The 20644-nt window shown below is 71.9% G+C and carries 26 protein-coding genes and 1 pseudogene; 14 read left to right on the forward strand and 13 right to left on the reverse strand.

From position 1 onward, the window contains the following. Positions 1-67 precede the first annotated feature (67 nt). The 5 genes and pseudogenes from BXA10_RS20920 to BXA10_RS20935 all read right to left on the reverse strand — a co-directional run. Positions 68-565, reverse strand: a complete 498-nt coding sequence (locus BXA10_RS20920) for a TspO/MBR family protein (RefSeq protein WP_076472406.1) — start codon at positions 563-565, stop codon at positions 68-70. Between the two features lie 139 nt (positions 566-704). Beyond that, positions 705-848 (reverse strand): GPGG-motif small membrane protein, encoded by a 144-nt coding sequence (locus BXA10_RS31585; RefSeq protein WP_165435832.1) that lies wholly within the window; start codon positions 846-848, stop codon positions 705-707. Between the two features lie 5 nt (positions 849-853). Next, positions 854-1615 (reverse strand): metallophosphoesterase family protein, encoded by a 762-nt coding sequence (locus BXA10_RS20925; RefSeq protein ID WP_076472409.1) that lies wholly within the window; start codon positions 1613-1615, stop codon positions 854-856. 9 nt (positions 1616-1624) lie between these two features. Beyond that, the gene (locus BXA10_RS20930) at positions 1625-1900 is read right to left on the reverse strand and encodes a BON domain-containing protein (protein WP_076472411.1); all 276 of its coding nucleotides are present in this window, start codon (positions 1898-1900) and stop codon (positions 1625-1627) included. Continuing rightward, positions 1897-2487, reverse strand: a pseudogene (locus BXA10_RS20935) (nucleotidyltransferase); the annotation flags it as partial. The pseudogene BXA10_RS20935 and the gene BXA10_RS20930, both read right to left, overlap by 4 nt. Positions 2488-2637: 150 nt before the next feature. Here BXA10_RS20935 and BXA10_RS20940 point away from each other — a divergent pair. Continuing rightward, positions 2638-3345 carry a nucleoside/nucleotide kinase family protein gene (locus tag BXA10_RS20940; RefSeq protein ID WP_076472416.1) on the forward strand — a complete coding sequence of 236 codons (708 nt, stop codon included), beginning with the start codon at positions 2638-2640 and terminating at the stop codon, positions 3343-3345. Positions 3346-3439: 94 nt separating this feature from the next. On the opposite strand, the gene BXA10_RS20945 is transcribed toward BXA10_RS20940, so the two are convergent. After that, on the reverse strand, positions 3440-4132 hold the full coding sequence (locus BXA10_RS20945) for an SDR family NAD(P)-dependent oxidoreductase (protein WP_076472419.1): 693 nt from the start codon (positions 4130-4132) through the stop codon (positions 3440-3442). Between the two features lie 297 nt (positions 4133-4429). On the opposite strand from BXA10_RS20945, the gene BXA10_RS20950 reads away from it, so the two are divergent. The 3 genes from BXA10_RS20950 (at position 4430) to BXA10_RS20960 (ending at position 7796) form a co-directional block, all read left to right on the forward strand. Further along, complete coding sequence (locus BXA10_RS20950) at positions 4430-5344, forward strand: MurR/RpiR family transcriptional regulator (RefSeq protein WP_076472422.1); 915 nt, start codon at positions 4430-4432, stop codon at positions 5342-5344. Continuing rightward, the gene (gene murQ / locus BXA10_RS20955) at positions 5341-6300 is read left to right on the forward strand and encodes an N-acetylmuramic acid 6-phosphate etherase (RefSeq protein WP_076472425.1); all 960 of its coding nucleotides are present in this window, start codon (positions 5341-5343) and stop codon (positions 6298-6300) included. The genes BXA10_RS20950 and murQ overlap by 4 nt, the downstream gene beginning before the upstream one ends. A 506-nt stretch (positions 6301-6806) precedes the next feature. After that, positions 6807-7796 carry a sigma-70 family RNA polymerase sigma factor gene (locus BXA10_RS20960; protein WP_175649268.1) on the forward strand — a complete coding sequence of 330 codons (990 nt, stop codon included), beginning with the start codon at positions 6807-6809 and terminating at the stop codon, positions 7794-7796. 69 nt (positions 7797-7865) lie between these two features. Here BXA10_RS20960 and BXA10_RS20965 read toward each other — a convergent pair whose 3' ends face one another. Then, the gene (locus tag BXA10_RS20965; protein ID WP_076472431.1) at positions 7866-8843 is read right to left on the reverse strand and encodes a C40 family peptidase; all 978 of its coding nucleotides are present in this window, start codon (positions 8841-8843) and stop codon (positions 7866-7868) included. 544 nt (positions 8844-9387) lie between these two features. On the opposite strand from BXA10_RS20965, the gene BXA10_RS20970 reads away from it, so the two are divergent. After that, positions 9388-9870, forward strand: a complete 483-nt coding sequence (locus BXA10_RS20970) for a DUF6232 family protein (RefSeq protein WP_139338068.1) — start codon at positions 9388-9390, stop codon at positions 9868-9870. Between the two features lie 40 nt (positions 9871-9910). On the opposite strand, the gene BXA10_RS20975 is transcribed toward BXA10_RS20970, so the two are convergent. Then, complete coding sequence (locus tag BXA10_RS20975) at positions 9911-10237, reverse strand: DUF3817 domain-containing protein (RefSeq protein ID WP_076472435.1); 327 nt, start codon at positions 10235-10237, stop codon at positions 9911-9913. Between the two features lie 25 nt (positions 10238-10262). Next, positions 10263-10676, reverse strand: coding sequence for a hypothetical protein (locus BXA10_RS20980; protein WP_076472596.1), 414 nt, complete (start codon positions 10674-10676; stop codon positions 10263-10265). A gap of 130 nt (positions 10677-10806) precedes the next feature. Here BXA10_RS20980 and BXA10_RS20985 point away from each other — a divergent pair, with 130 nt between their 5' ends. From BXA10_RS20985 to BXA10_RS20995, 3 genes are all read left to right on the forward strand, one after another. After that, the gene (locus tag BXA10_RS20985) at positions 10807-11127 is read left to right on the forward strand and encodes a DUF6158 family protein (protein ID WP_076472438.1); all 321 of its coding nucleotides are present in this window, start codon (positions 10807-10809) and stop codon (positions 11125-11127) included. Next, positions 11127-11462 (forward strand): SRPBCC family protein, encoded by a 336-nt coding sequence (locus BXA10_RS20990; protein ID WP_076472441.1) that lies wholly within the window; start codon positions 11127-11129, stop codon positions 11460-11462. The genes BXA10_RS20985 and BXA10_RS20990 overlap by 1 nt, the downstream gene beginning before the upstream one ends. 84 nt (positions 11463-11546) lie before the next feature. Next, positions 11547-12089, forward strand: a complete 543-nt coding sequence (locus BXA10_RS20995) for a DUF1360 domain-containing protein (protein WP_076472443.1) — start codon at positions 11547-11549, stop codon at positions 12087-12089. Between the two features lie 61 nt (positions 12090-12150). Here the strand turns inward: BXA10_RS20995 and BXA10_RS21000 are convergent, their stop codons facing one another. The 3 genes from BXA10_RS21000 to BXA10_RS21010 all read right to left on the reverse strand — a co-directional run bounded on the left by BXA10_RS21000 (position 12151) and on the right by BXA10_RS21010 (position 14075). Beyond that, the gene (locus BXA10_RS21000; RefSeq protein WP_076472445.1) at positions 12151-12360 is read right to left on the reverse strand and encodes a hypothetical protein; all 210 of its coding nucleotides are present in this window, start codon (positions 12358-12360) and stop codon (positions 12151-12153) included. A 28-nt stretch (positions 12361-12388) separates the two neighbouring features. Next, positions 12389-12622, reverse strand: coding sequence for a hypothetical protein (locus BXA10_RS21005; protein ID WP_425436102.1), 234 nt, complete (start codon positions 12620-12622; stop codon positions 12389-12391). A gap of 367 nt (positions 12623-12989) precedes the next feature. Beyond that, positions 12990-14075: a 3-deoxy-7-phosphoheptulonate synthase gene (locus tag BXA10_RS21010; RefSeq protein ID WP_076472451.1), complete on the reverse strand. Its 1086-nt coding sequence runs from the start codon at positions 14073-14075 to the stop codon at positions 12990-12992. Between the two features lie 288 nt (positions 14076-14363). On the opposite strand from BXA10_RS21010, the gene BXA10_RS21015 reads away from it, so the two are divergent. After that, positions 14364-14576, forward strand: a complete 213-nt coding sequence (locus BXA10_RS21015) for a hypothetical protein (RefSeq protein ID WP_076472454.1) — start codon at positions 14364-14366, stop codon at positions 14574-14576. Here the strand turns inward: BXA10_RS21015 and BXA10_RS21020 are convergent. Continuing rightward, entirely contained in the window at positions 14543-15295 is a 753-nt protein-coding gene (locus BXA10_RS21020; protein WP_245828337.1) for a phosphodiesterase, read from the reverse strand. The genes BXA10_RS21015 and BXA10_RS21020 overlap by 34 nt on opposite strands. A 125-nt stretch (positions 15296-15420) precedes the next feature. Here BXA10_RS21020 and BXA10_RS21025 point away from each other — a divergent pair, with 125 nt between their 5' ends. The 5 genes from BXA10_RS21025 (at position 15421) to BXA10_RS21045 (ending at position 20459) form a co-directional block, all read left to right on the forward strand. Further along, positions 15421-16713 (forward strand): M16 family metallopeptidase, encoded by a 1293-nt coding sequence (locus BXA10_RS21025; RefSeq protein WP_076472457.1) that lies wholly within the window; start codon positions 15421-15423, stop codon positions 16711-16713. Beyond that, positions 16710-18047, forward strand: a complete 1338-nt coding sequence (locus BXA10_RS21030) for a M16 family metallopeptidase (RefSeq protein ID WP_076472458.1) — start codon at positions 16710-16712, stop codon at positions 18045-18047. The genes BXA10_RS21025 and BXA10_RS21030 overlap by 4 nt, the downstream gene beginning before the upstream one ends. A gap of 182 nt (positions 18048-18229) precedes the next feature. Then, the gene (locus tag BXA10_RS21035; RefSeq protein WP_076472460.1) at positions 18230-19255 is read left to right on the forward strand and encodes an aspartate-semialdehyde dehydrogenase; all 1026 of its coding nucleotides are present in this window, start codon (positions 18230-18232) and stop codon (positions 19253-19255) included. Between the two features lie 170 nt (positions 19256-19425). After that, entirely contained in the window at positions 19426-19908 is a 483-nt protein-coding gene (locus BXA10_RS21040; RefSeq protein ID WP_076472462.1) for a PPOX class F420-dependent oxidoreductase, read from the forward strand. A gap of 134 nt (positions 19909-20042) precedes the next feature. Continuing rightward, a complete protein-coding gene (locus tag BXA10_RS21045) occupies positions 20043-20459 on the forward strand; it encodes a CBS domain-containing protein (protein ID WP_076472464.1) in 417 nt (138 codons plus the stop codon). The last annotated feature ends 185 nt before the right edge of the window (positions 20460-20644 follow it).

The raw sequence follows: 20644 nt of genomic DNA on the forward strand, positions 1-20644 counted from the left end.
GCGCGGACCAGCGCCGGCAGCCGTACGACCAGCGGTGCCGAGACCCGGGGGCGACGCCCGGCGTCGGTCAGGGGTTGAGCCGCCAGATGGCGAAGTTGAGGGCCGCCGCGAAGGTGACCCAGGCCAGGTAGGGCAGCATGAGCGACGCCGCCGTGCGGGACACGCGAGCGAACAGCAGGACGGTGAGCGCGATCGCCAGCCACAGCACGACGATCTCGGCGAAGGCCGCCCCGTAACGGCGGGCGCCGAAGAAGAGCGGCGTCCAGGCCGCGTTGAGCACGAGCTGGGCGACCCACGCCCAGACGGCGGCACCGAACCCGACGCGCCGCCAGACCAACCAGCCGGCCAGCGCGATCAGCACGTAGAGCAGGGTCCACACCGGGCCGAAGAGCCACCCGGGCGGGGCCCACGACGGACGATCCAGCGCCGCGTACTCGGCGGAGGTGCCCCGTACACCGACCACGCCGACGGTGGCGGCCAGCGCGACCGCCGCGCCGAAGCCGAGCAGCGCCCATTTCGCTCGGGCCCCGATGCGCCGTGCCAGACGTGATGTGTTCATGCTCATCCCCTCGGTGATAGGCCGCCGGTGGGCGGGCCCGGATGTTACGGCGCCGGGGTCGCCGGGACCGGTGCTCCTGTCGGGAGGACGGAGTGGCCGGCCACGACGACCCCGGCGGGTCCAGTGGCGAGGGGGTGTGGCGGCGTCAATTGAAGATGCTGACGCCTCCCGGGCCCACGAGCAGTCCGACGATGATGAGGACGATGCCCCACAGGATCTGCCGGCGGAACAGCGCCAGGATGCCGGCGACGACCAGTACGACCGCGAGAATCCAAAGAATCAGCTCCATGTCGATCAAGTACCCGACGCGCTCAAACGCGAAACCTCTCCTTGATCAAGGTGATCGCCCAGGTGAAAGACGCTGTACGCCTGCTTGATCACCGGGTGCGCGACGTTGCGGACACGTACCCCGCCCGGGGTGGTGCCCCGCGAACTGCCCCTGTGCGCGTGCCCGTGCACGGCGAGCGCGGTCGGCGCGGAGTCGATCGCCTGGCCGAGCTGGTACGCGCCGAGGAACGGGTAGATCTCCAGCGGCTCGCCGGCGAGCGTGTCCGGCACCGGTGCGTAGTGGGTGAGCGCCACCAGCAGGTCGCAGTCCAGGCTGAGCAGCGCCTCGGCCAGCCGGTCCGCGCTCTCGGTGGTGGTGTGGACGAACGCCTTCATCTCCGGCTCGCCGAAATCGCTGGCGCAGCGCCCGGCGAAGCCGCCCCCGAAGCCCTTCACCCCCGCGACGCCGAGTCGGCCACCGGTGCACTCCAGCACCACGCCGTTGCCCTCCAGCACGGTGATGCCCACGTCCTCCAGCACCTTGACCACCTGGGGCACCTGGTTGCACTGATGGTCGTGGTTGCCCAGCACGGTGATCACCGGCACGTCCAGCCCGCCGAACTCCTGCGCCACGCAGCGCGCCTCCGCCTCGGTCCCGTGCCGGGTCAGGTCACCGGCGAGCAGGAGCACGTCCGCGCAGTCGGACAGTTCCTCCAGGGCCGGCCGGAAGCGGCCCACCACGTCCTCGTCGAGGTGCACGTCGCCGACGGCAGCGATCCTTATCACCATGGAACCTCCTCAGGGCAGTTGCTCGATCTGCGTCGGCGCCTCGGTGCGGACCACCCCGATCTCACTGGTGACCGGTAGCGTCGGGAAGCGGTCCGCGACGCGGCGGAGGATCTCCTCGCGCCGGTGGGAGCTCTCCACCTCGCCGTAGAGCACGAGACCGGTCTCCCGGCGGACGACGGTGATGCCCTGCTCGGCGATGGACGGATCCTCGGCCAGCGCTCGCTGGATCTCCGCCTCGAGGTACTCGTCGGGTGGCCCGGTACTGGTGCCACGGTGCTGGGTCACGATGTCCCCTCCTCTGCCGGGGTGCCGGAGTACGGCACCACCTCCAGCCGGTCCAGCAGCACCAGGAACGCCTCGGCGTACGGCGAGTGCTGCGTCTCCTTCCGTACCCGTTCCCAGTCGATCTGCTCCCGCAACGAGCGCGCGAGGGGTAGGCCGCGGGCGAAGTCGCAGTAGTGCTGGGAGAAGCTGAGCAACTTGTGCACCATCAGTTGGGTGGCGGAGAGCACCGGCATGTGGATCGCGTCGACGGGTCGTACCAGGGTGTCGGCGAACGTCTCCTCCGTCACCGGCGTCTCGATCGGCCGGTGGATCAGGTCCACCATCCGTTCGTCGTCGTAGACCTTCACCAGCCAGTCCTCCGGCGGGCGCTCGGCGGTGAAACCCGCCTCCACGAGCGCCGCCAACGCCTGCTCGACGTCGACCTCCCGGATCAGGAAGTCGACGTCGTGGTCGCTGGAGTGACCACCGTGTGCGTACACGGCGAAGCTGCCGCCGAGCGCGAAGGGGATGTCGGACTGCTTGAGCACGGCGGCGACCTTCTTGAGGGTGTGCAGAAGACTCTCGTCCCCGCGCTCGGCCATCTGGGTCTCCCGTCGGTCGTAACAGGCGGTTGATTCCGGCTTCGTTACCCGGCATTCGGGTCGCCCACACCTGCGGCGGTGGCGGGTAGGCGTGAAACGGGCTTAACTGGTACATAAACCACAGTCGGAGAGCGCGGATCCGATAGCCTGTGCAAGGTGGTCAGATCACTACGGGCGCGACGTCGCCGAGCCCGGTTGCGCAGCGTCGCCCTGATCGGCATCGACGGCTCGGGCAAGACCACCCAGGCGCACCTGCTCGCCGACGCGCTCGCCGCGGCCGGGCGTCCCGCCACCTATCACCGCAACGCCGGCGGTCGACGCTGGCTCGGCCGGATCGCCCAACGACTCGGCCGCCCGGACGCGCAGCGGCTGGTCGGGCGGGACGGGCTACTGGCCGTGGAGTCCGTGCTGCGTTGGCTCGCCATCGCCCTCGCACTGGTCAGTTGCCTGCTCACCGGGCGGACGGCCGTGATGGACCGCTACTCCGCCTGCCAGTACGCGAGCATCCGGGCCCACGGCGGGCACCGCTGGGAGCGGCTGGCCCGGGTCGGCTACCGCGTCTTCCCGCAGCCGCAGGTGACCTTCCTGCTCTCCCTCGACCCGGCTGAGGCGTACCGGCGGATCGAGCGGCGCGGCAGCGACCACGAGACGCTGGGCTGGCTGACCGCCGCCGACACGGCCTACCGGACTCTGCCGGAGTACCCGACCTTCATCCTGGTGGACGCCGGGCGGTCGGCCGACGAGGTGTCCCGACAGATCCGGCGCCACCTCGCGGACTGGTTCGGCACCGACGAACCCGCGGCCGGCCCGCCCCTCACGCCCGGCGGGCGGGAGAACCAGCCGGAATCACTGGAACCGGCGTGACCAGTGGGTGGAGCGCGGCGGCGATCCGCCACGACGCCCGGCGGTGGCCGCGACGGCGATCCGCCACGACGCCCGGCGGTGGCCGGCGACCGGATCAGGCCCGGCCGTACACCGGCACCGACGCTCCGCTCGTCGGGGCGGACTCGTCGGAGGCGAGGAACCGGATCACCGCGGCGATCTCGGCCGGGGGGACCCAGCGCGAGTGGTCGGCGTCCGGCTGGGCGGCCCGGTTGGCCGGGGTGTCGATGACGCTCGGCAGCACCGTGTTGCACCGCACACCGAAGCGTCGGTACTCGACGGCCACCGTGTTGGCGAAGGCGAGCACCGCCGCCTTGGCGGTCGCGTAGCCGGCCGCGCCCGGGAACGGGCTGATCGCCGCGCGGGCGGAGACGCAGACCACGGCACCGCCACCGGCGGCCACCAGGTGGGGGAGCGCCTCCCGGGTGACCAGGTGGGTGGGGCGCAGGTTGGCGGTGAGCATCCGCTCGAACTCGTCGATCGACGTCTCGTGTACCAGCCCGGTGCTGGCGTATCCGCCGACCAGGTTGACCACCGCGCGCAGCGGCGCGTCCGGATCGTCGGCGGCCGCCTGCACCGCCCGGGCGGCGCCGTCTGGGTCGGCGACGTCCGCGACCAGGCGGTGTACGCCGTCGGCCACCGGCTCCGCCGCGGACGGGCCGCCGCGCCCCGGTACGACCACCCGCCAACCCGCCTCGACGAAGGCGGCGGTGACCGCCGTGCCCAGCCCGCCTGCCCCGCCGGTGACGAGCACACTGTGTCGTGCCATACGGCACACGCTAACCCCGGCGGAAGAGCGGCCTCACGCGGGTGTCCCGGGCGACGACGCCGAGTCGTCCGATCCCGGACCGCCGGACCGGACGTCCCGCGCCGCCGTACGGTTGGAACGCGTCGGATGCCCGTGTCGTTCGCCACCTTCGGGGACGGCGGACCCGGCCTGGCGGCTGACGCGCCGGGCTCGACGGGGTGGCACGCTGTCCCGGATGGCGGGCCACCGTCGGCGGTACTTCCCCCAACACGCGCAGTCATGGTTGACGCTCACGCTTCGTGAAAGTAAGTTTCATCCGTGGCGAAGAGTCCGAAGATTTCTGCGAGTCACGAGCCCGGTGGGCTGATCGTCCACATCAGTGGCCTGCTCCCGTCGCTGTCGCCGGCCGAACAGCGGGTCGCCCGGCTGGTCGTCGCCGACCCGGCCGACGCCGCGCGCCGGACGATCACCGATCTCGCCACCGCAGCCGAGACCTCCGAGGCGACGGTCATCCGGTTCTGCCGGTCCGTCGGCATGGACGGCTACCCCCAACTACGCATCCGGCTCGCCGCTGAGGCCGCCCGCCGGATCGAGCCGCCCGACGCCCGGGTGGTCGGAGGTGACATCCCGCCCGGCGCCGACCTGGCTCAGATCATCGCCACGATCGCCTTCAACGACGCCCGTGCGGTCGAGGAGACCGCCGAGCAGCTCGACCCGGCCGTCTGCGAGCGGGTGGTCGACGCGATCGCGGGCGCCGGCCGGATCGACGTCTACGGCGCCGGCGCCAGCGGGTTCGTGGCCTCCGACTTCCAGCAGAAGCTGCACCGGATCGGCCGCACCGCCTTCTACTTCCCGGACGTGCATACGGCGCTGACCTCGGCCGCGCTGCTCGGTCGGGGCGACGTGGCCGTCGGCATCTCGCACACCGGCACCACCTCCGACGTGATCGAGGTACTGGAACAGGCCCGGGCCCGGGGTGCCGCCACCGTCGCGCTCACCAACTTCCCGCGTTCGCCGATCACCGACGTCGCCGACTTCGTACTCACCACCGCGGCGCGGGAGACCACCTACCGATCCGGGGCGATGGCGAGCCGGCTGGCCCAGCTCACCGTGGTCGACTGCCTCTTCGTCGGGGTGGCCGCCCGCAACCGGGCCCGCGCCAAGAAGGCCCTCGAGGCGACCGCCGAAGCCGTCCAGTCCCACCGGGTGGGCGGCGGACGGAGGCGGGCATGACCACCGGCGCCGTGGAGCCGGATGAGGTGTCGTCGCCCGCTCCGAATTCCCGCCCCGTCGTCCGGGTGGGCGCCCCCACCGAGCGTCGCAACCCGCTCAGCATCGATCTGGACCTGATGTCCACCCGGGACGTGCTCGCCGTCATCAACGAGGCGGATCGGCTGGTACCGGCCGCGGTCGCCGATGTGCTCGACGAGATCGCCGCCGCGGTCGACCTGGCCGTGGCGGCCCTGCGTGGCGGCTACCGCGTGCACTACTTCGGTGCCGGCACCTCGGGCCGTCTCGGCGTCCTCGACGCCGCCGAGCTGGCACCCACCTTCAACTCGCCTCGGGACTGGGTCTGCGCTCACCTCGCCGGTGGACCGGACGCCGTGTGGCGGGCCGTGGAGAACGCCGAGGACGACGACCGGGGCGGAGCGGCCGAGGCGGCCGACTGCGTACGAACGGGTGACCTGGTGGTCGGCCTGGCCGCCAGCGGCCGCACCCCGTACGTCCTGGGTGCGCTCGCCGCATCCCGCGCCAAGGGCGCCTCGACGGTGCTCCTCTGCGCCAATCCGGAGGCGGAGGCCGCCCGGTCGGTGGACGTCTTCATCGGGGTGGATACCGGACCGGAGGTGGTCACCGGGTCGACCCGGATGAAGGCGGGCACCGCGCAGAAGCTGGTGCTCAACGCGTTCTCCACGGCAGTGATGGTTCGGCTGGGACGGGTCTATTCGAACCTCATGATCGACATGGTGGCCACCAACGCCAAACTGCGTGGTCGGATGATCTCGATACTGATCGAGGCCACCGGGTGCTCGGAGGAGGTTTCCCGGCGGGCGCTCACCGAGGCCGAGGGTGACCTGAAGACCGCCCTGGTCTCGCTCGTCTCCGGCGCCGGAATACCGGCCGCCCGTGCCGCCCTGGCTCGCGCCGACGACCAGGTACGCGGGGCGCTCGCCCTGCTCGCCCCCTGACCGGACGTCGAACGGTAATCGAGGCGTCACCCGGCGCGAGGGTTCGGTCGGCGCGATCGGGGCGAACGCCGTGCCGGCAGGCCGTGTCCGAGCCGGTCGGGAACCCGTCCGGCGGGCGGGCATAGAACCCGGCTCCGGATTGTTCAACGAGGCGCGGGGTAATACCAACTCCGTGGATGAACCGCCCCGTCCGCCGGTGCGTATTCGGCAGTGACCAGGATCGCACCCCTGGTGGTGACCCGGGTCGCTGTCCCCCGCCTATCCGCAATGCTGCCATATCAGGGGCGACGGTGAGCGGTCGTGCCACCGACCCGTACGTGGTGCCCAAGGCGAGCCACCCGGCGGGGTGCTGACAGCAAACATGGATCGCGCTTTCAGCTACTACTCAGGCATTCGTGACAGTTTCGACTCACGACATGGAATCCCCGACACGTCTCAACTGTTGTGTAGGTGTCACCACCGACGGGCACAGCGGTAGTCGCGGGGGAGGGCTGATGGACGTGGGGATGGCAAGGAACCGGGCAACCGGCGCGAGCGAGGGGACCGTGGGCAACGTGGACAAGAACATCGGCATGCGTACCGACGAGGTCGCCGAGGAGCGTGACCTGGTCGGCGTCTACCTGCACGAGATCTCCCGGACGCCACTGCTGGACGCCGCCAAGGAGGTCGATCTCTCCAAGGCGATCGAGGCCGGCCTCTACGCCGAGCACCTGCTCGACGAGGACCGTGTCCCCGCCGGCGTCGCCCGTGAGGACCTGGAGCGGCTGGTCGTCGAGGGGGAGCGGGCGAAGGACCTCTTCATCCGCGCGAACCTCCGACTGGTCGTGTCGATCGCCCGCCGGTACGTGCGGTCGGGGATGCCCATGCTGGACCTGATCCAGGAGGGCAACACCGGCCTGGTCCGGGCGGTCGAGAAGTTCGACTACGAGCGCGGCTACAAGTTCTCCACCTACGCCACCTGGTGGATCCGCCAGGCGATCAGCCGGGCGATCGCCCAACAGGAGCGCACCGTCCGACTGCCGGTGCACCTGGTGGAGGACGTCAACCGGATGCGCAACGTGGCCCGCCAGCTCACCCGCGAGCTGGGCAGCGACCCGGAGCCGGAGCAGATCGCGGCGGCGCTCGGCGTGACCGTCGAGCGGGTCAACGAGCTGGTGCGCTGGTCGCAGGACACCGTGTCGCTGGACACGCCGGTCGGCGACGACGGCGACACCAACCTCGGTGACCTGGTGGCCGACAGTGACGCCCCGTCACCGGAGGACATCGTGCTGACCGGCCTGGAGCGGCAGCGGATCGAGGGCCTGCTGAACCACCTCGACGACCGTTCGGCCGGCATCATGCGGGCCCGCTACGGGCTGGAGGACGGGCGCGAGCACTCGCTCACCGAGGTCGCGTCGCGGTTCTCGCTCTCCCGCGAGCGGATCCGGCAGCTGGAGATCCAGGCCCTCGGCCGGCTTCGTGAGCTGGCCCGGGCGGAGGGACTCCAGGCGGCCTGACATACCAACCAACACGACGAACGGCCGGTGTCCGATATCGGGACGCCGGCCGTTCGCCGTCAGGTGGGATCAGCGCACCCGGCCGTAGCCGTGGATGGGCATCATGTTCATGCCCCGCTTGAGCACGTTCCGTCCGGCGCTCGGTGCGTCGATCACCTGGCCGTCGCCGACGAACAGGGCAACGTGTCCGAGCCCGCGGTAGAAGACCAGGTCACCCGGGCGTAGCTCGCCGCGGCCGATGTGGGCCACCGCCCCCCACTGCATCCGGGCGTTGTGTGGCAGGGACTTTCCGGCCGCCCGCCAGGCCGCCGAGGTCAGGCCCGAACAGTCGTAGCCGTTGGGGCCTGACCCACCCCAGACGTACGGCTTCCCGATGGCCCCGTAGGCGTACCGAACGGCGACGCCGGCCCGACCGGAGACGGCGGGTGCCTGCCGGTCGGGATCGGGCCGGGCCGCGGGCGCGGGTGCCTCGGTCGCCCGGCCGTACGCCGCGCGGCGCAGGTCGTAGAGGCGAGCGAGATCCCGCTCGATGCGCGACTTGGTGTTGGCCAACGCCCGGGCCTGGGCGTCCTGCCGGACGAGCACCTTGTTCAGGCGGGTCTTCTCGTCGACCAGCTGACGCTGGCTCTTGGTGAATCCGGAGATTCGAGCCTGGCGCTGCCGGGTCAGGTGCTCGATGGTGCCGAGGCGGTCCAGCATGGCGGCCGAGCCGCCGGGGCGCAGCAGTGCGTCCGCGGCCTGCAGGCCACCCGTCTTGTACGCGGTCGCCGCGATCTCCGCGACGTCCGCCCGGCTCTGCTCGGTCTGCCGTTCCAGCGGGCCGATGCGGGCCTGTAATCGGTCTACCGCGGCCTTGTTGGTCTTGATGTCCTCGCGGAGCTTGTTGTACGACTCGACGACCCGCTCCAGTTCCGTCGAGGAGCGCGCTATCTGGCGGGTGAGATCGGCGGGGGAGGGCTCTGCCCGGGCCGCCGTGGCCGGTGCGACCAGCGCGGCCGCCAGGCCGGTGACCGCCAGTGTGCGCAGCATTCTTTTCAGGGATGACAAGAGCGGAAGGCTCCTCTCCCACGGCCACCGGTGGGTGCTGACGCCCCCGATGACACCGGACCGGGGCCCTCCGGGTGGTGGGCACTGGGCCGGGCCGGCTCGCCCAACCTAACCCGGGACGGGAGTCGTGCGCAGTGGAAGTCGGGACGAATGTTGGCATAGTGGCCGCAAGTGCCGCCTGCGACAGGTGACCCAACGTGATCATTAACGAGGCGATCGTGCGCGAGGTGCGCCGGGGTTGCGGCATTTGCCCAGACAATGACATTCGTCGTTCTGGACGCATGCCGCCGGATGGTGATGCCCCATAACGGACAAAGACGGAAATGGATTCCCATTCCCGTCCATGGACCGATGCCGGCGCTGTGCCGTGGTCCGGCAAATCCCGATCCGCGCTGGCAGGGCGGCAACACAATGAACCCGTAGCCGGGATTCCCGTCGACCAGCACTGATGCCTGGTACCCCCTCGACGGGCCGCCCCGACGGACCGCCGCGGGAGGTAGCCGTGAATCCTGAAGGCGCGACCACAGCACCTGGATCACCCAGGGTGACCGGTGCCAAGAACACGCTGCTCTATGCACGCCCCGGAATCGTCGTCACGGTCGACAGGTTCACCGTCGGCCGCAACACCTTCCGCATCGCCGACCTCACCCACCTGCGCACCACCCGAGGGCCACACGATCGGATCGCCGTACGGGCGGTGGCCACCAGCGGCGCGATGATCGGCGGAGTGGGCCTGCTGCTCGGCTTCACCGGCGGGCTGCAACGGCTCACCGCGAGCGCGTACCTCATCTTCGGCGCCGTCCTGCTGGTGCCGGCGTTGCTGGGGCTCGCCGGCGACCGGTGGCGACCGCCGGCGTACGAGCTGTGGGGCATGTACCGGGGCGAGCGGATCCTGCTCTTCAGCACCGACGACGAGCGGCAGTTCGGTCAGGTCACCCGGGCCCTGGTGCGGGCCCGGGAGATGAACAGGTACGGCGGGTGGAACGAGCCGCTCGCCTCGGCCGACCCGTGGCGGCCGAGCCGCTGATCCGTCCGGTCCGGCCGCTGATCCGTCAGGTCCGGGCCGGTCAGCCGGCGACCGGCTCCGGCGTGCGCTCAGCCGGCTTCTTGAGCCACGCCGTCGCTCGACGCTCGGCGTAGAAGGAGACGAAGGGCACGGTGCCGGCCAGCATCACGCCGAGCATCCGCTTCAACGGCCAGTCCGCACGGCGGGCCAGGTCGAACGCGGCCACCAGGTAGACCATGTAGAGGAATCCGTGCGCCGGGCCGACGGTCTCCACCACGACCGGGCTGTCGAACAGGTACTTCAGCGGCATGCCGATCACGACCAGCACGATCAGCACCACGCCCACGATCCAGGCGATCACGCGGTACCGGGTAAGGGCTCCGCCCACCTCTGTCCGTCCTTCCGAACCCGGCTCAGCCGGGGTAGTCACCGGGCCGAGCGCCCGGATTCGCGTTCAACCATGACAGGTAGCGGTTGTACGCGGCCAGGTCGGCATCCTCCATGCCGTCCGCCGCCGCCGGGACCCGGGCCACCCGGACCGGTCGGCGTACCACCGGTCGGGCGCCGACGACCGGATCGTCCCCGGCGGCGACCGGCTCGGCCGGCCGCTCGGGCTCGTCGCCGCGCAGCGTGTGTCGTGCCTCACGCCACCAGACGAAGACCACGAACCCCGCGAAGATCGGCCATTCGAAGGCGTACGCCCAGCTGAGCGTGTTCCCTCCGGCGGCCCGGCTGATCTGCCACCAGCCCAGCGCGAGGAACGCGAGGACGAGCACGACCGTGGCCACGTGGCGTGCGATCCACGCCGGGGTCCAGAGCCGCTTCATGGCATCGAGGGTACCGGCACCGGCCGCTCTCTCCGACGAGGTGTCGTAGTTGTCGCGGGCCGGGACGTTTGGTGCCACCCGGTGTGGGCAACCGTCTAGACGCCAGCCCAAACGAGACCAGGGGGGCGAGATGAGACAGGAAGGCTACCTGCCGGGCGGTGCGGCCAGCCCGGAGGAGCGGGTCATCGAGTGGAGCGGCGACCACCTCGCCGACCCCACCACGCTCGGCCCGGACCTCGACGGTGAGCTGGGTGTCGACCCCGGCGAGCTGACCGACGACGACCTGATCCGCGAGATCCACAGCCTGCATCGCACCCGGCTCGACACGTTGCGGCACGCGTCCGACTCGGCGCTCGCCCACCACCTGCGCCGGACCGCCGAGCTGGAGACCGAATACCTGGCCAGGTACCCGAGCCGGGAGGTCGACCCGAGCCGGCTGCGGGACGAGTGATGGCGCACGCGGAGCGTGGCATGTCCGCGCCGCCGGAGGTCGTCTTCAACACCGCCACCGACCCGGACCGGGCCGCCGCCTGGTTGCCCGCGTTCCTGCGTACGGACGGCGTTCCGGCGCCGGAGATCCGCGGCGAGGAGCTGTGCGCTCGGTGGCACGTCTCGTCCCCGACCGAGTCCATGGCGGAGATCCGGGTGGACCCGGAGAACTCCGGCGGCGCACGGATCCGGTTCGACTTCTCCGGCGGGTCCGGCGGGCAGGACGCCAACCGGCTGGCCGTCGAGGCGTTGGACAGCCTGGCCCGTGAGGTGGCCGACAACCTTCAGGCGGGCTGACCCGCGCAACACCCCGCCGGTCGGCAGGCCGGTACCGCCGGCCGACCGGCCGGCGGAGCACAGGTGCGACGACGAGGAGACCGGGTGACCCCCTACGGCTTGCGGAAGAAGGCGGCGCGGCTGCGCCAGGCGTACGCACCACACGAGCACCGCCCGCTCGGCGGCTACCTGGCAGCGATGGGCACGTACGCGGGGGTGACCGCGGCCATCGCGGGCCTGGTCCGGGCGACCGGTCGCCCCGTGCCCGAACGGCCCGCCCCGGCCGACGTGTTGCTGCTCGCCGTCGCCACGCACAAACTGAGCCGGTTGCTGTCGAAGGACGCGATCACCAGCCCGCTGCGTGCCCCGTTCACCCGCTACGACCGGCCGATCGGCAGCGGTGAGGTGATGGAACAGGTCCGAGACTCCGGCAGTGCCACCCGGCATGCGATCGGGGAACTGCTCAGCTGCCCGTTCTGTCTCGCGGTCTGGGTCGCCACCGGACTCACCGGCGGTCTGGTGCTCGCGCCGCGGCTGACCCGTCTGGTGGCCACGGCGCTGACCGCGGTGGCCGCGTCCGACTTCCTGCAGATGGGCTACGCCGTCGCGCAGCAGGCCGCCGAGGCCGGCGGGCAGCACGAGGAGTAGGCACCGACCGACGGGAAAGGGCCGGCGCGTGCAGAGCCGGCCCTTTCCAACATGAAGCCGGTCAGGTCGGAGTCGTACCGCCGTTCTCGCCTGCCCAGCCGCGGGACGCCTCCGGCTCCCGCTCGCCCTTGTCCTCGTCGGTGATCACCTTGCGGTCCACCGCCGTCCGGTCGTGCTCGTTGGCGAAGTCCGGGTCGGGCAGGTTGTCCGTGCCCGCCGGGGGCTGAGCCAGCGCGGGGATCTTCTCGTGCTCCTCCTCGTGGTGGGACATCTCGCTCCTCTCACCGGGGGTGGGGGTCTCAGGTGACCGAGCCACCGAGCAGATCGGCCGCCTCGTCGACCGAGTACTCCCCCTCGGGCAGCGCGCCGATCCGGGTGAGCCAGTCGGCGGGAAGTTCGGCGGCGACCGCCCGCCGGTAGATGTCCGACCGGCTGACCCGTTCCTGGCCGTGGTACAGGTCTTCGAGCAGGTCGTCGAGGCGCCGGGTGTCCGGTTCGTCTGTCACAGGTGCGTCGTCGGTCACGGCGATCAGCTACCCGCGCCGGAAACGGTCAAACGCCGGGAGGAAACACAGCGGCGCCCCGGCCGGATGGCCGGGGCGCCGCTGGGCGTCGGTGTGCAGGTCGCCTCTCGGCGAGTGGCTCGACGCGGCTCCAGCCGGACGGTATTCCGCGAAGGCGATTGGGTGAGGCCCGGGGACACTGGACACACCGACACTCCACTCAACCGCGGCATCCCCGCGAGTCTTCCGCCCCGTCCTGTGCCCTGCGTCACACCCCGCACGGTCCGGTTGATCAAGAGGTTCGCGTCAGATCGGCGCGCTTCGGTGACGCGAAGCTCTTGATCACCGGGACCGGGGGTGGGGTGGAGTGGGTGGGTGGTGGGTGGGTGGGGTGGGGTTAGGCGGGGGTGGGGAGGGTGGCGCGGCGGGCGCGGACGGCGGCGGCGAGCTGGTCGAGGACGTCGGCCGTGGTGTCCCAGCCGATGCACGCGTCGGTGATCGACTTGCCGTACTCCAACTCCCGGGTCGGGTCGAGGTCCTGCCGCCCCGCCTGCAGGAAGGACTCCAGCATGATGCCGACGACGCCGCGTTGCCCGGCCGCGAGCTGGCCGGCCACGTCGGCGGCCACGAGCGGCTGGTTGCGGTGGTTCTTGCCGCTGTTGGCGTGGCTGGCGTCGATCACCACCCGCTCGGGCAGGGCGGCCGCCCGCAGCAGGTCGAGCGCACCGGCGACGGACTCCGCGTCGTAGTTGGGCCGGCCGCCGCCACCGCGCAGCACCAGGTGCCCGTCGGTGTTGCCCCGGGTGTGCATGATCGCCGGCGTGCCGGAGAAGTCGATACCGGGGAAGACGTGCGGTACGCCGGCCGCCCGGATCGCGTCCACCGCGGTGCCGATGCTGCCGTCCGGACGGTTCTTCATGCCGATCGGCATGGAGAGTCCGGAGGCGAGCTGCCGATGCACCTGGCTCTCCACCGTGCGGGCGCCGATGGCACCCCACGCCACGGTGTCGGCGATGTACTGGGGGGTGATCGGGTCGAGGAACTCGCAACCGACCGGCAGGCCGAGGCGCAGCACGTCCAGCAGCAGCGCGCGGGCCAGCCGCAGGCCGGTGTTCACGTCGCCGGAGCCGTCCAGCCGCGGATCGTTGATCAGCCCCTTCCAGCCGACCGTGGAGCGGGGCTTCTCGAAGTAGACCCGCATCACGATCAGCAGGTCGTCGGCGAACCGGTCCGCCGCCTCACGCAGCCGCCCGGCGTACTCCAGCGCGGCGGCCGGGTCGTGCACCGAGCAGGGGCCGACCACCACCAGCAGCCGGTCGTCGGCGCGGTCGAGCACGCGGCCGACCGCGCGTCGACCGGCCAGCACGGCCGAGGCGAGCGGTTCGTCCAGGGGCAGCTCGTGGTGGAGCAGGGCGGGGGTGGTCAGCGGCACGACGCGGTCGATCCGCTGATCGCTGACCCGATCGGTCTCCGGGGTCGTCACGGTGGGCTTCCTTCCGCCGACCGTGTCCCGGGGCCGGTGCCCGGGTCGAGCCGGCTGCTCGTACAGAAAAGGCAGGACCATGAGGCCCTGCCCAGCCGGCTCGAAGAGAGGTGACGTCAGATCATGGTGAAGTCACCGGCTCCTCCAGCCGGCTGCCTAAACCATCGATACGACCGCGTCACGCTAGCCAGCGTACCTGACGCATCGGGCGACGTTCAGCCCGACGCCGCTGACGTCCCACGCCTGTGGTGCGCGTGCCGCCCCCGAAGCCGGGGTATGAGGGGCGGCATGAGCGATGAGCAGAGTGAGCTGGACCGGGTCGAATCCCGGGCACACCTGCTGCCGGAGGAGACGGCGGCGGGCAGCGACGACCCGGAAGCGCAGGCCGAGGCGATCCTCACCGAGTCCGACGCCCGCGAGGACCGGAACGTGGCACCCGACACGGTGCTCGAACACCGGACGTCGGATCAGACGGTGACCCCGAGCGAGCCCCCGGACTGAATCTCCACCCCGCGTGCCCGGCGGGAACCCCGGTAGGAGTGGGCCCGCAGCCACGCCAGCGCCCCGACCGCACGCAGCCCGGCCGGCAGGTTGTCGATCGGGTCGAACGCCAACGCGGCGTCCTGCCGGGCGCTGAGCTGCGTACCGATGCTGACCTGGCCGAAGGGCCGCCACGGCCCCACCGCGGAGGCCGTCGCGAGCACCAGGCGTGGCTCGTCCGTCCGGGTCGCGGCGGCCGCCTCGGTGAGGCTCCGGCCCAGGTCGGCGGAGTCCGGGTCGGCCAGCGCGGCCAGCCAGAGCCGCCGCGGACCGGCGCGCAGCGGCACGATCGTGCTGTACGTCCCGGCGAACCGTCGACGGGGCAGCGGCATCACCCGCAGCACCGGTGGCGCGCCGCTGGAGCTGACCAGCAGGTCGACCGGGCGGGGGCCGTCGGTGTGCACCCGCACCGCCAGCCCGAGCAGGTCTGGCCAGCTCCCCGGGGTGGACGAGCCCTTGGAGAGCCGGATCGTCGCCGGGTAGCGGCCCGGCTCGTCCAGGAAGCTGACGCCGGTCGGGGGGCCGGGCGTACCCCAGATCGTCACCTCACCCGCGAACGACCGGCCGGCGGGGTGGAACAGCCGCGCTCCCCGCAGGCGGGTCAGGGCGGCGGCGGCGTTGCAGACGGCGTCGCCCGCACGGGTCGCGAAGGCGGCCGGGCGGGCGCTGGGCGCGGACATGCCCCTCCGTACCCCGGCCCGGCCGGTCGATGCGCGCACCTCGCGGGCTGTTCGCGGATGCGGTGACGGCTCGCCCGGAGACGGCGCGTCACCTTTCCGCCCGGGCGATCGGATAGCGTCGTCCCATGCCCGACAGCGGTTACCCCTGGCCAATCGAGACGACCCGGCTGGACAACGGCCTGCGCGTGGTGGTGAGCGAGGACCGCACCGCGCCGGCGGTGGCGGTGAATCTGTGGTACGACGTCGGTTCCCGGCACGAGCCGCGGGGGCAGACCGGCTTCGCCCACCTCTTCGAGCACCTGATGTTCGAGGGCTCGCTGAATGTCGCGAAGACCGAGCACATGAAGCTCATCCAGGGCTCCGGCGGGTCGCTCAACGCCACCACCAACCCCGATCGCACGAACTACTTCGAGACGGTCCCGGCCGAGCACCTCGAGCTGGCGCTCTGGTTGGAGGCGGACCGGATGGGCGGCCTGGTTCCGGCGCTGACCCAGGAGACGCTGGACAACCAGCGTGAGGTGGTCAAGAACGAGCGGCGCCAGCGCTACGAGAACGTGCCGTACGGCGACGCCTGGCTGCGGCTCCTGCCGCTGCTCTACCCGCCGGGGCACCCGTACCACCACGCGACGATCGGCTCCATGGCCGATCTGAACGCCGCCGACCTGGCCACGTTCCAGGCGTTCCATCGGACGTACTACGCGCCGAACAACGCCGTGCTCACCGTGGTCGGCGACGCCACCGCCGCCGAGGTCTTCAAGCTTGCCGAGAAGTACTTCGGTGTCATCCCGCCGCTGGCGGACATCCCGGCCGCGCCGGACGGCCGGACGGTGGCGGCCACCGGGCGGCCCGCCACGGAGACGGTGGTCGCCGACGTGCCGGCCCCGCGGGTGTACGTGGCGCACCGTACCCACCCGTTCGGCAGTGCCGGGTACGACGTGGTCACCGTGCTGGCCACCGTGCTCGGCAGCGGCCGGGGCAGTCGCCTCTACCAGCGGCTCGCGGACGGCGAGCGGCTCGCCCAGCCGGACCTGGTCGGCGCGTACGGGGTGGACCTGGCGCACGCTCCGGCGCCGCTGATCGCGACCGCGACCGCCCGCCCCGGGGTGAGCGCCGAGCACCTGGCCGCCGGGCTGCACGCGGTCATGGACGAGCTGGCCACCGTGCCGGTCACCGCCACCGAGCTGGATCGGGCCAAGGCACTGCTCAGCACCGCCTGGTGGCGGCAGATGTCGACGGTGGACGGACGGGCGGACACGCTCGGCCGGTACGCCACCCAGCTCGGTGACCCGGCGAAGGCCGCTGAGCGCCTGCCGGCGTGGCTGGCGGTGACCGCCGAGCAGATCGCCGAGGCCGCCGCGGAGGTGCTCGCCGCGGACGACCGGGTGACCCTGACCTACCTCGCCGAGGAGAAGCCATGACGCTGATCGCCACGCGCCCCGGCCCGGGCGCCGCCCGCCCGTACCGGTTCCCGCCGGTCGTCCGCCGCGCCGTGGCCGGCGGTCAGGTGGTCGCCGCGCACCTGCCCGGGCAGAACCTCGCCGTCGCGCTGCTGCTGCTCGATGCCGGCGCCGAGCGGGAGCCGCTCGGCAGGGAAGGGCTCGGCGCGGTGCTCGCCAAGGCGCTGGAGGAGGGCACCGCCCAGCGGGACGCGGCCGCGTACGCGCTCGCCGTCGAGGGGCTGGGCACCGAACTGGTGACCGGGCTGGACTGGGACTCGTTCCAGGTCAGCGTGCAGGTGCCGGTGGACCGGCTGACCGCCGCCGTGGAGCTGCTCGCCGAGGCCGTGCGTACGCCCCGGCTCGACCCCGCGGACGTGGCGCGGGTACGCGACGACGAAGCCACCGCGCTGCGAATGGACTGGGCCAACCCGGGGCCGCGGGCGGACGCGGCGCTGCGCGCCGACCTGTTCGGCGCGCAGAACCGCTGGGGCCGCCCGATGTACGGCGACCCGGACTCGGTCGCCGGCCTGGACGTCGAGGACATCCGGGTCTTCCACTCGGAGTGGTTCATCCGGCCCGGCACTCTGATCGTCGCCGGTGACCTGGACCGGATCGACCTGGACACGCTCGCCGCGGCCGCGTTCGCCGGCGCCGGCGGCGGCCCGATCGAGCGGGGCGGTCCGGTCGAGACGCCGTTGCGGGAGGGGCGCCGGATCATCCTGGTGGACCGGCCCGGCTCGGTGCAGTCCACGCTGCGGCTGGGACATCCGGCCCCGCACCGCGCCCACCCCGACCACGTGCCGATGGCGCTGGCCGGCACCATCCTCGGTGGCGCCTTCACGTCGCGGCTGAACCACCTGATCCGCGAGGTGCGTGGCTACACATACGGAATCCGGGGCGACTTCGCCTCGTCGCGGCGGTTCGGGCGGTTCGGGGTCAGCTCCGGCGTGCAGACCGCGGTGACCGCGCCGGCGCTTGTCGAGGCGGTCGGCGAGATCTCCCGCACGCGCAGCGGTGGGGTGACCGAGGAGGAGTTGGCTGTGGCCCGCTCCTGGCGGGCCGGGCAGTTGTCGGTGGAGTTGCAGTCTCCGCGGGCGATCGCCTCGGCGCTGACCACGCTGGTGGTGCACGACCTGCCGGACGACTACCACGCCCGGCTGCGTGAGGCCCTGCTCTCCGGCGACGTCGACCAGGTGAACGCCGCCGCCGCCACGCACCTGCACCCCGACTCGCTCACCCTGGTCGTGGAGGGTGACGCCGCGATGATCCGCGACGACCTCGCCGCCACCCACCTGGCCGAAATCATCTCCTGACACCCCGCCCGACCTAGCGGCACTTCCACGGAAAGAGTGGCCATTTCCCGCCGGGAGGCCACTCTTTCCGTGAAAGTGGCCCCTCGCGGGGTGGGTGGGGGTGGGGTGACGGAGTGTGATATCGGGCGCGGGGAGTGGGAAGGGTTCCCGTTCTGGTTGGTGCCCTCGGTAGCCTCGCGGGCATGAGGATCGGCATTGTGGGGGCCACCGGCCAGGTCGGTGGCGTGATGCGGCAGGTGCTGGCGGAACGCGAGTTCCCGGCGGAGCAGTTGCGGTTGTTCGCCTCGGCGCGGTCCGCCGGCCGTACCCTGCCCTGGCGGGACGAGGAGATCACCGTCGAGGACGCGGCCACAGCCGACTACTCCGGGCTGGACATCGTGCTCTTCTCGGCCGGCAAGTACACGTCGATCGAGCTCGCGCCCCGGGTCGCCGAGGCCGGCGCCGTGGTGATCGACAATTCCTCGGCGTTCCGCATGGACCCGGACGTGCCGCTGGTCGTCGCCGAGGTGAACCCGCACGCCGCCGCCGTACGCCCGAAGGGCATCATCGCCAATCCGAACTGCACCACGATGGCCGCCGTGCCGGCGCTGCGTCCACTGCACGCCGAGGCGGGGCTGGTCAGCCTGGTCGTGTCGACGTACCAGGCGGTCTCCGGTGCCGGCCTGGCCGGCGTCGCCGAACTGGACGAGCAGGTCCGCAAGGTCGCCGAGCACGCTGCCGGCCTCGCGTTCGACGGGGCGGCCGTCGAGTTCCCCGCGCCGCGTTCGTTCGCCGAGCCCATCGCCTACAACGTGCTCCCGCTCGCCGGCGCGATCGTCGACGACGGCTCCTTCGAGACCGAGGAGGAGCAGAAGCTGCGCAACGAGAGCCGCAAGATTCTGGAGATTCCGGACCTCAAGGTCTCCGGCACCTGCGTGCGGGTGCCGGTCTTCACCGGTCACTCGCTCCAGATGAACGCCCGGTTCGCCCGCCCGATCAGTCCGCAGCGGGCCCGGGAACTGCTCGCCGACGCCCCCGGTGTGGCGCTGACCGACGTGCCCACTCCGCTGCGGGCCGCCGGCCGGGACCCGGTCTACGTGGGGCGGATCCGGGCCGACGAGACGGTCGAGAACGGCCTGGCGCTGTTCTGCTCGAACGACAATCTCCGCAAGGGCGCCGCGCTCAACGCCGTGCAGGTCGCCGAGCTGCTGCTCGCCGAGCGCCGCTGACCCGCCCACCGCCCACCGCCCGCCTGCCTGGCCCCTGGCCCCTGGCCTGGGCCGGGTTGGGCGGCGGTGGGCCCGTCGTGACTTCATCGAACCCGCGGTAACCCGTCCACCCGCCCGGCCCGACAGCACAGGAAGCCCGGTCGACCATCGCAGGCGACCGCTCCCGGACCATGCTTGGATGGAAACCCGACCAGGGCGAACTGGAGGAAACCGTGCCGGACGAGCGTACGCAGCAGGCGCTGATCGACCTGATCGCCGCGCGCCGGATGGGCGTGCTGGCGACCATCAAGCGGGACGGACGGCCGCAACTGTCCACCGTCATCTACTCGTTCGACCGGGATCAGGGTTTGATCCGGGCCTCGGTGACCGATGATCGCGCGAAGACCGTCAACCTGCGGCGCGACCCGCGAGCCACCTTCCACGTGAGCAGCGAGGACGGCTGGGCGTACGCGGTGGCCGAGGCGCGTGCCGAGCTGACCCCGATCGCCGCCGCCCCCGACGACGCCACGGTCGAGGAGCTGATCGAGGTCTACCGGTCGTTGCAGGGCGAGCATCCCGACTGGGACGACTACCGGCGGGCGATGGTCGCCGACCGTCGTCTGGTGCTGCGTCTGCACGTCGAGCGTGTCTACGGCCTCCCGCCGCGCAGCTGACCCCGCGCCGCTACGGCCCGGGCAATGGCCGTGGGGGTGTTCGGCGTGGCCGCCTTCGGGCCGCCCGGCCCGCGGGCGTTACCCCGGTGGGAGCGGCGGGTAGACCGCCGGTGCCGACACCGAGAGGGGGCACCGTGACAACGGTCGGAGAGTTCATGACGACCCGGTTGGTGACGATGGACGGCAGCGACACGCTCACCGCCGCGGCGCAGGAGATGCGTGACATGGCGATCGGCGACGTGGTGGTCACCGATGGCGACAACGTGGTTGGCATCGTGACGGATCGTGACATTACGGTTCGTGCCGTGGCGGAGAACATGAACCCCGCCACCACCCGGCTCAACGAGATCACCACCAAGGACGTGATCACGGTGAGCCAGTACGACGACGCGGTCTCCGCCGCGGACCTGATGCGTACCTACGCGGTGCGACGACTGCCGGTCGTCCAGGACGGGCGCCTCGTCGGCCTCGTCTCGATGGGCGACCTGGCTGTGGAGCGTGAGCCCCAGTCGGTGCTCGCCGACATCAGCGCCGACGATCCGAACAACTGACGTCCGCCGCGGGCGTGCGCCGGCTCCCCGAGGATTCGGGGGGCCGGCGCGTCGCGTCCGTCCAGTGCGGAGGGTATCCGGCTGCCCGGCCCGACCCGGCGGTCCGCGTACGTCGACGGCTTCACCCGCTGCGGCCGCGGTGACCGTCTCCGCTCGCCGGCAGCACGTGGCCGGCCGCGGGCTCA

Source organism: Micromonospora avicenniae, from assembly GCF_900156065.1.
GTDB lineage: Bacteria > Actinomycetota > Actinomycetes > Mycobacteriales > Micromonosporaceae > Micromonospora > Micromonospora avicenniae.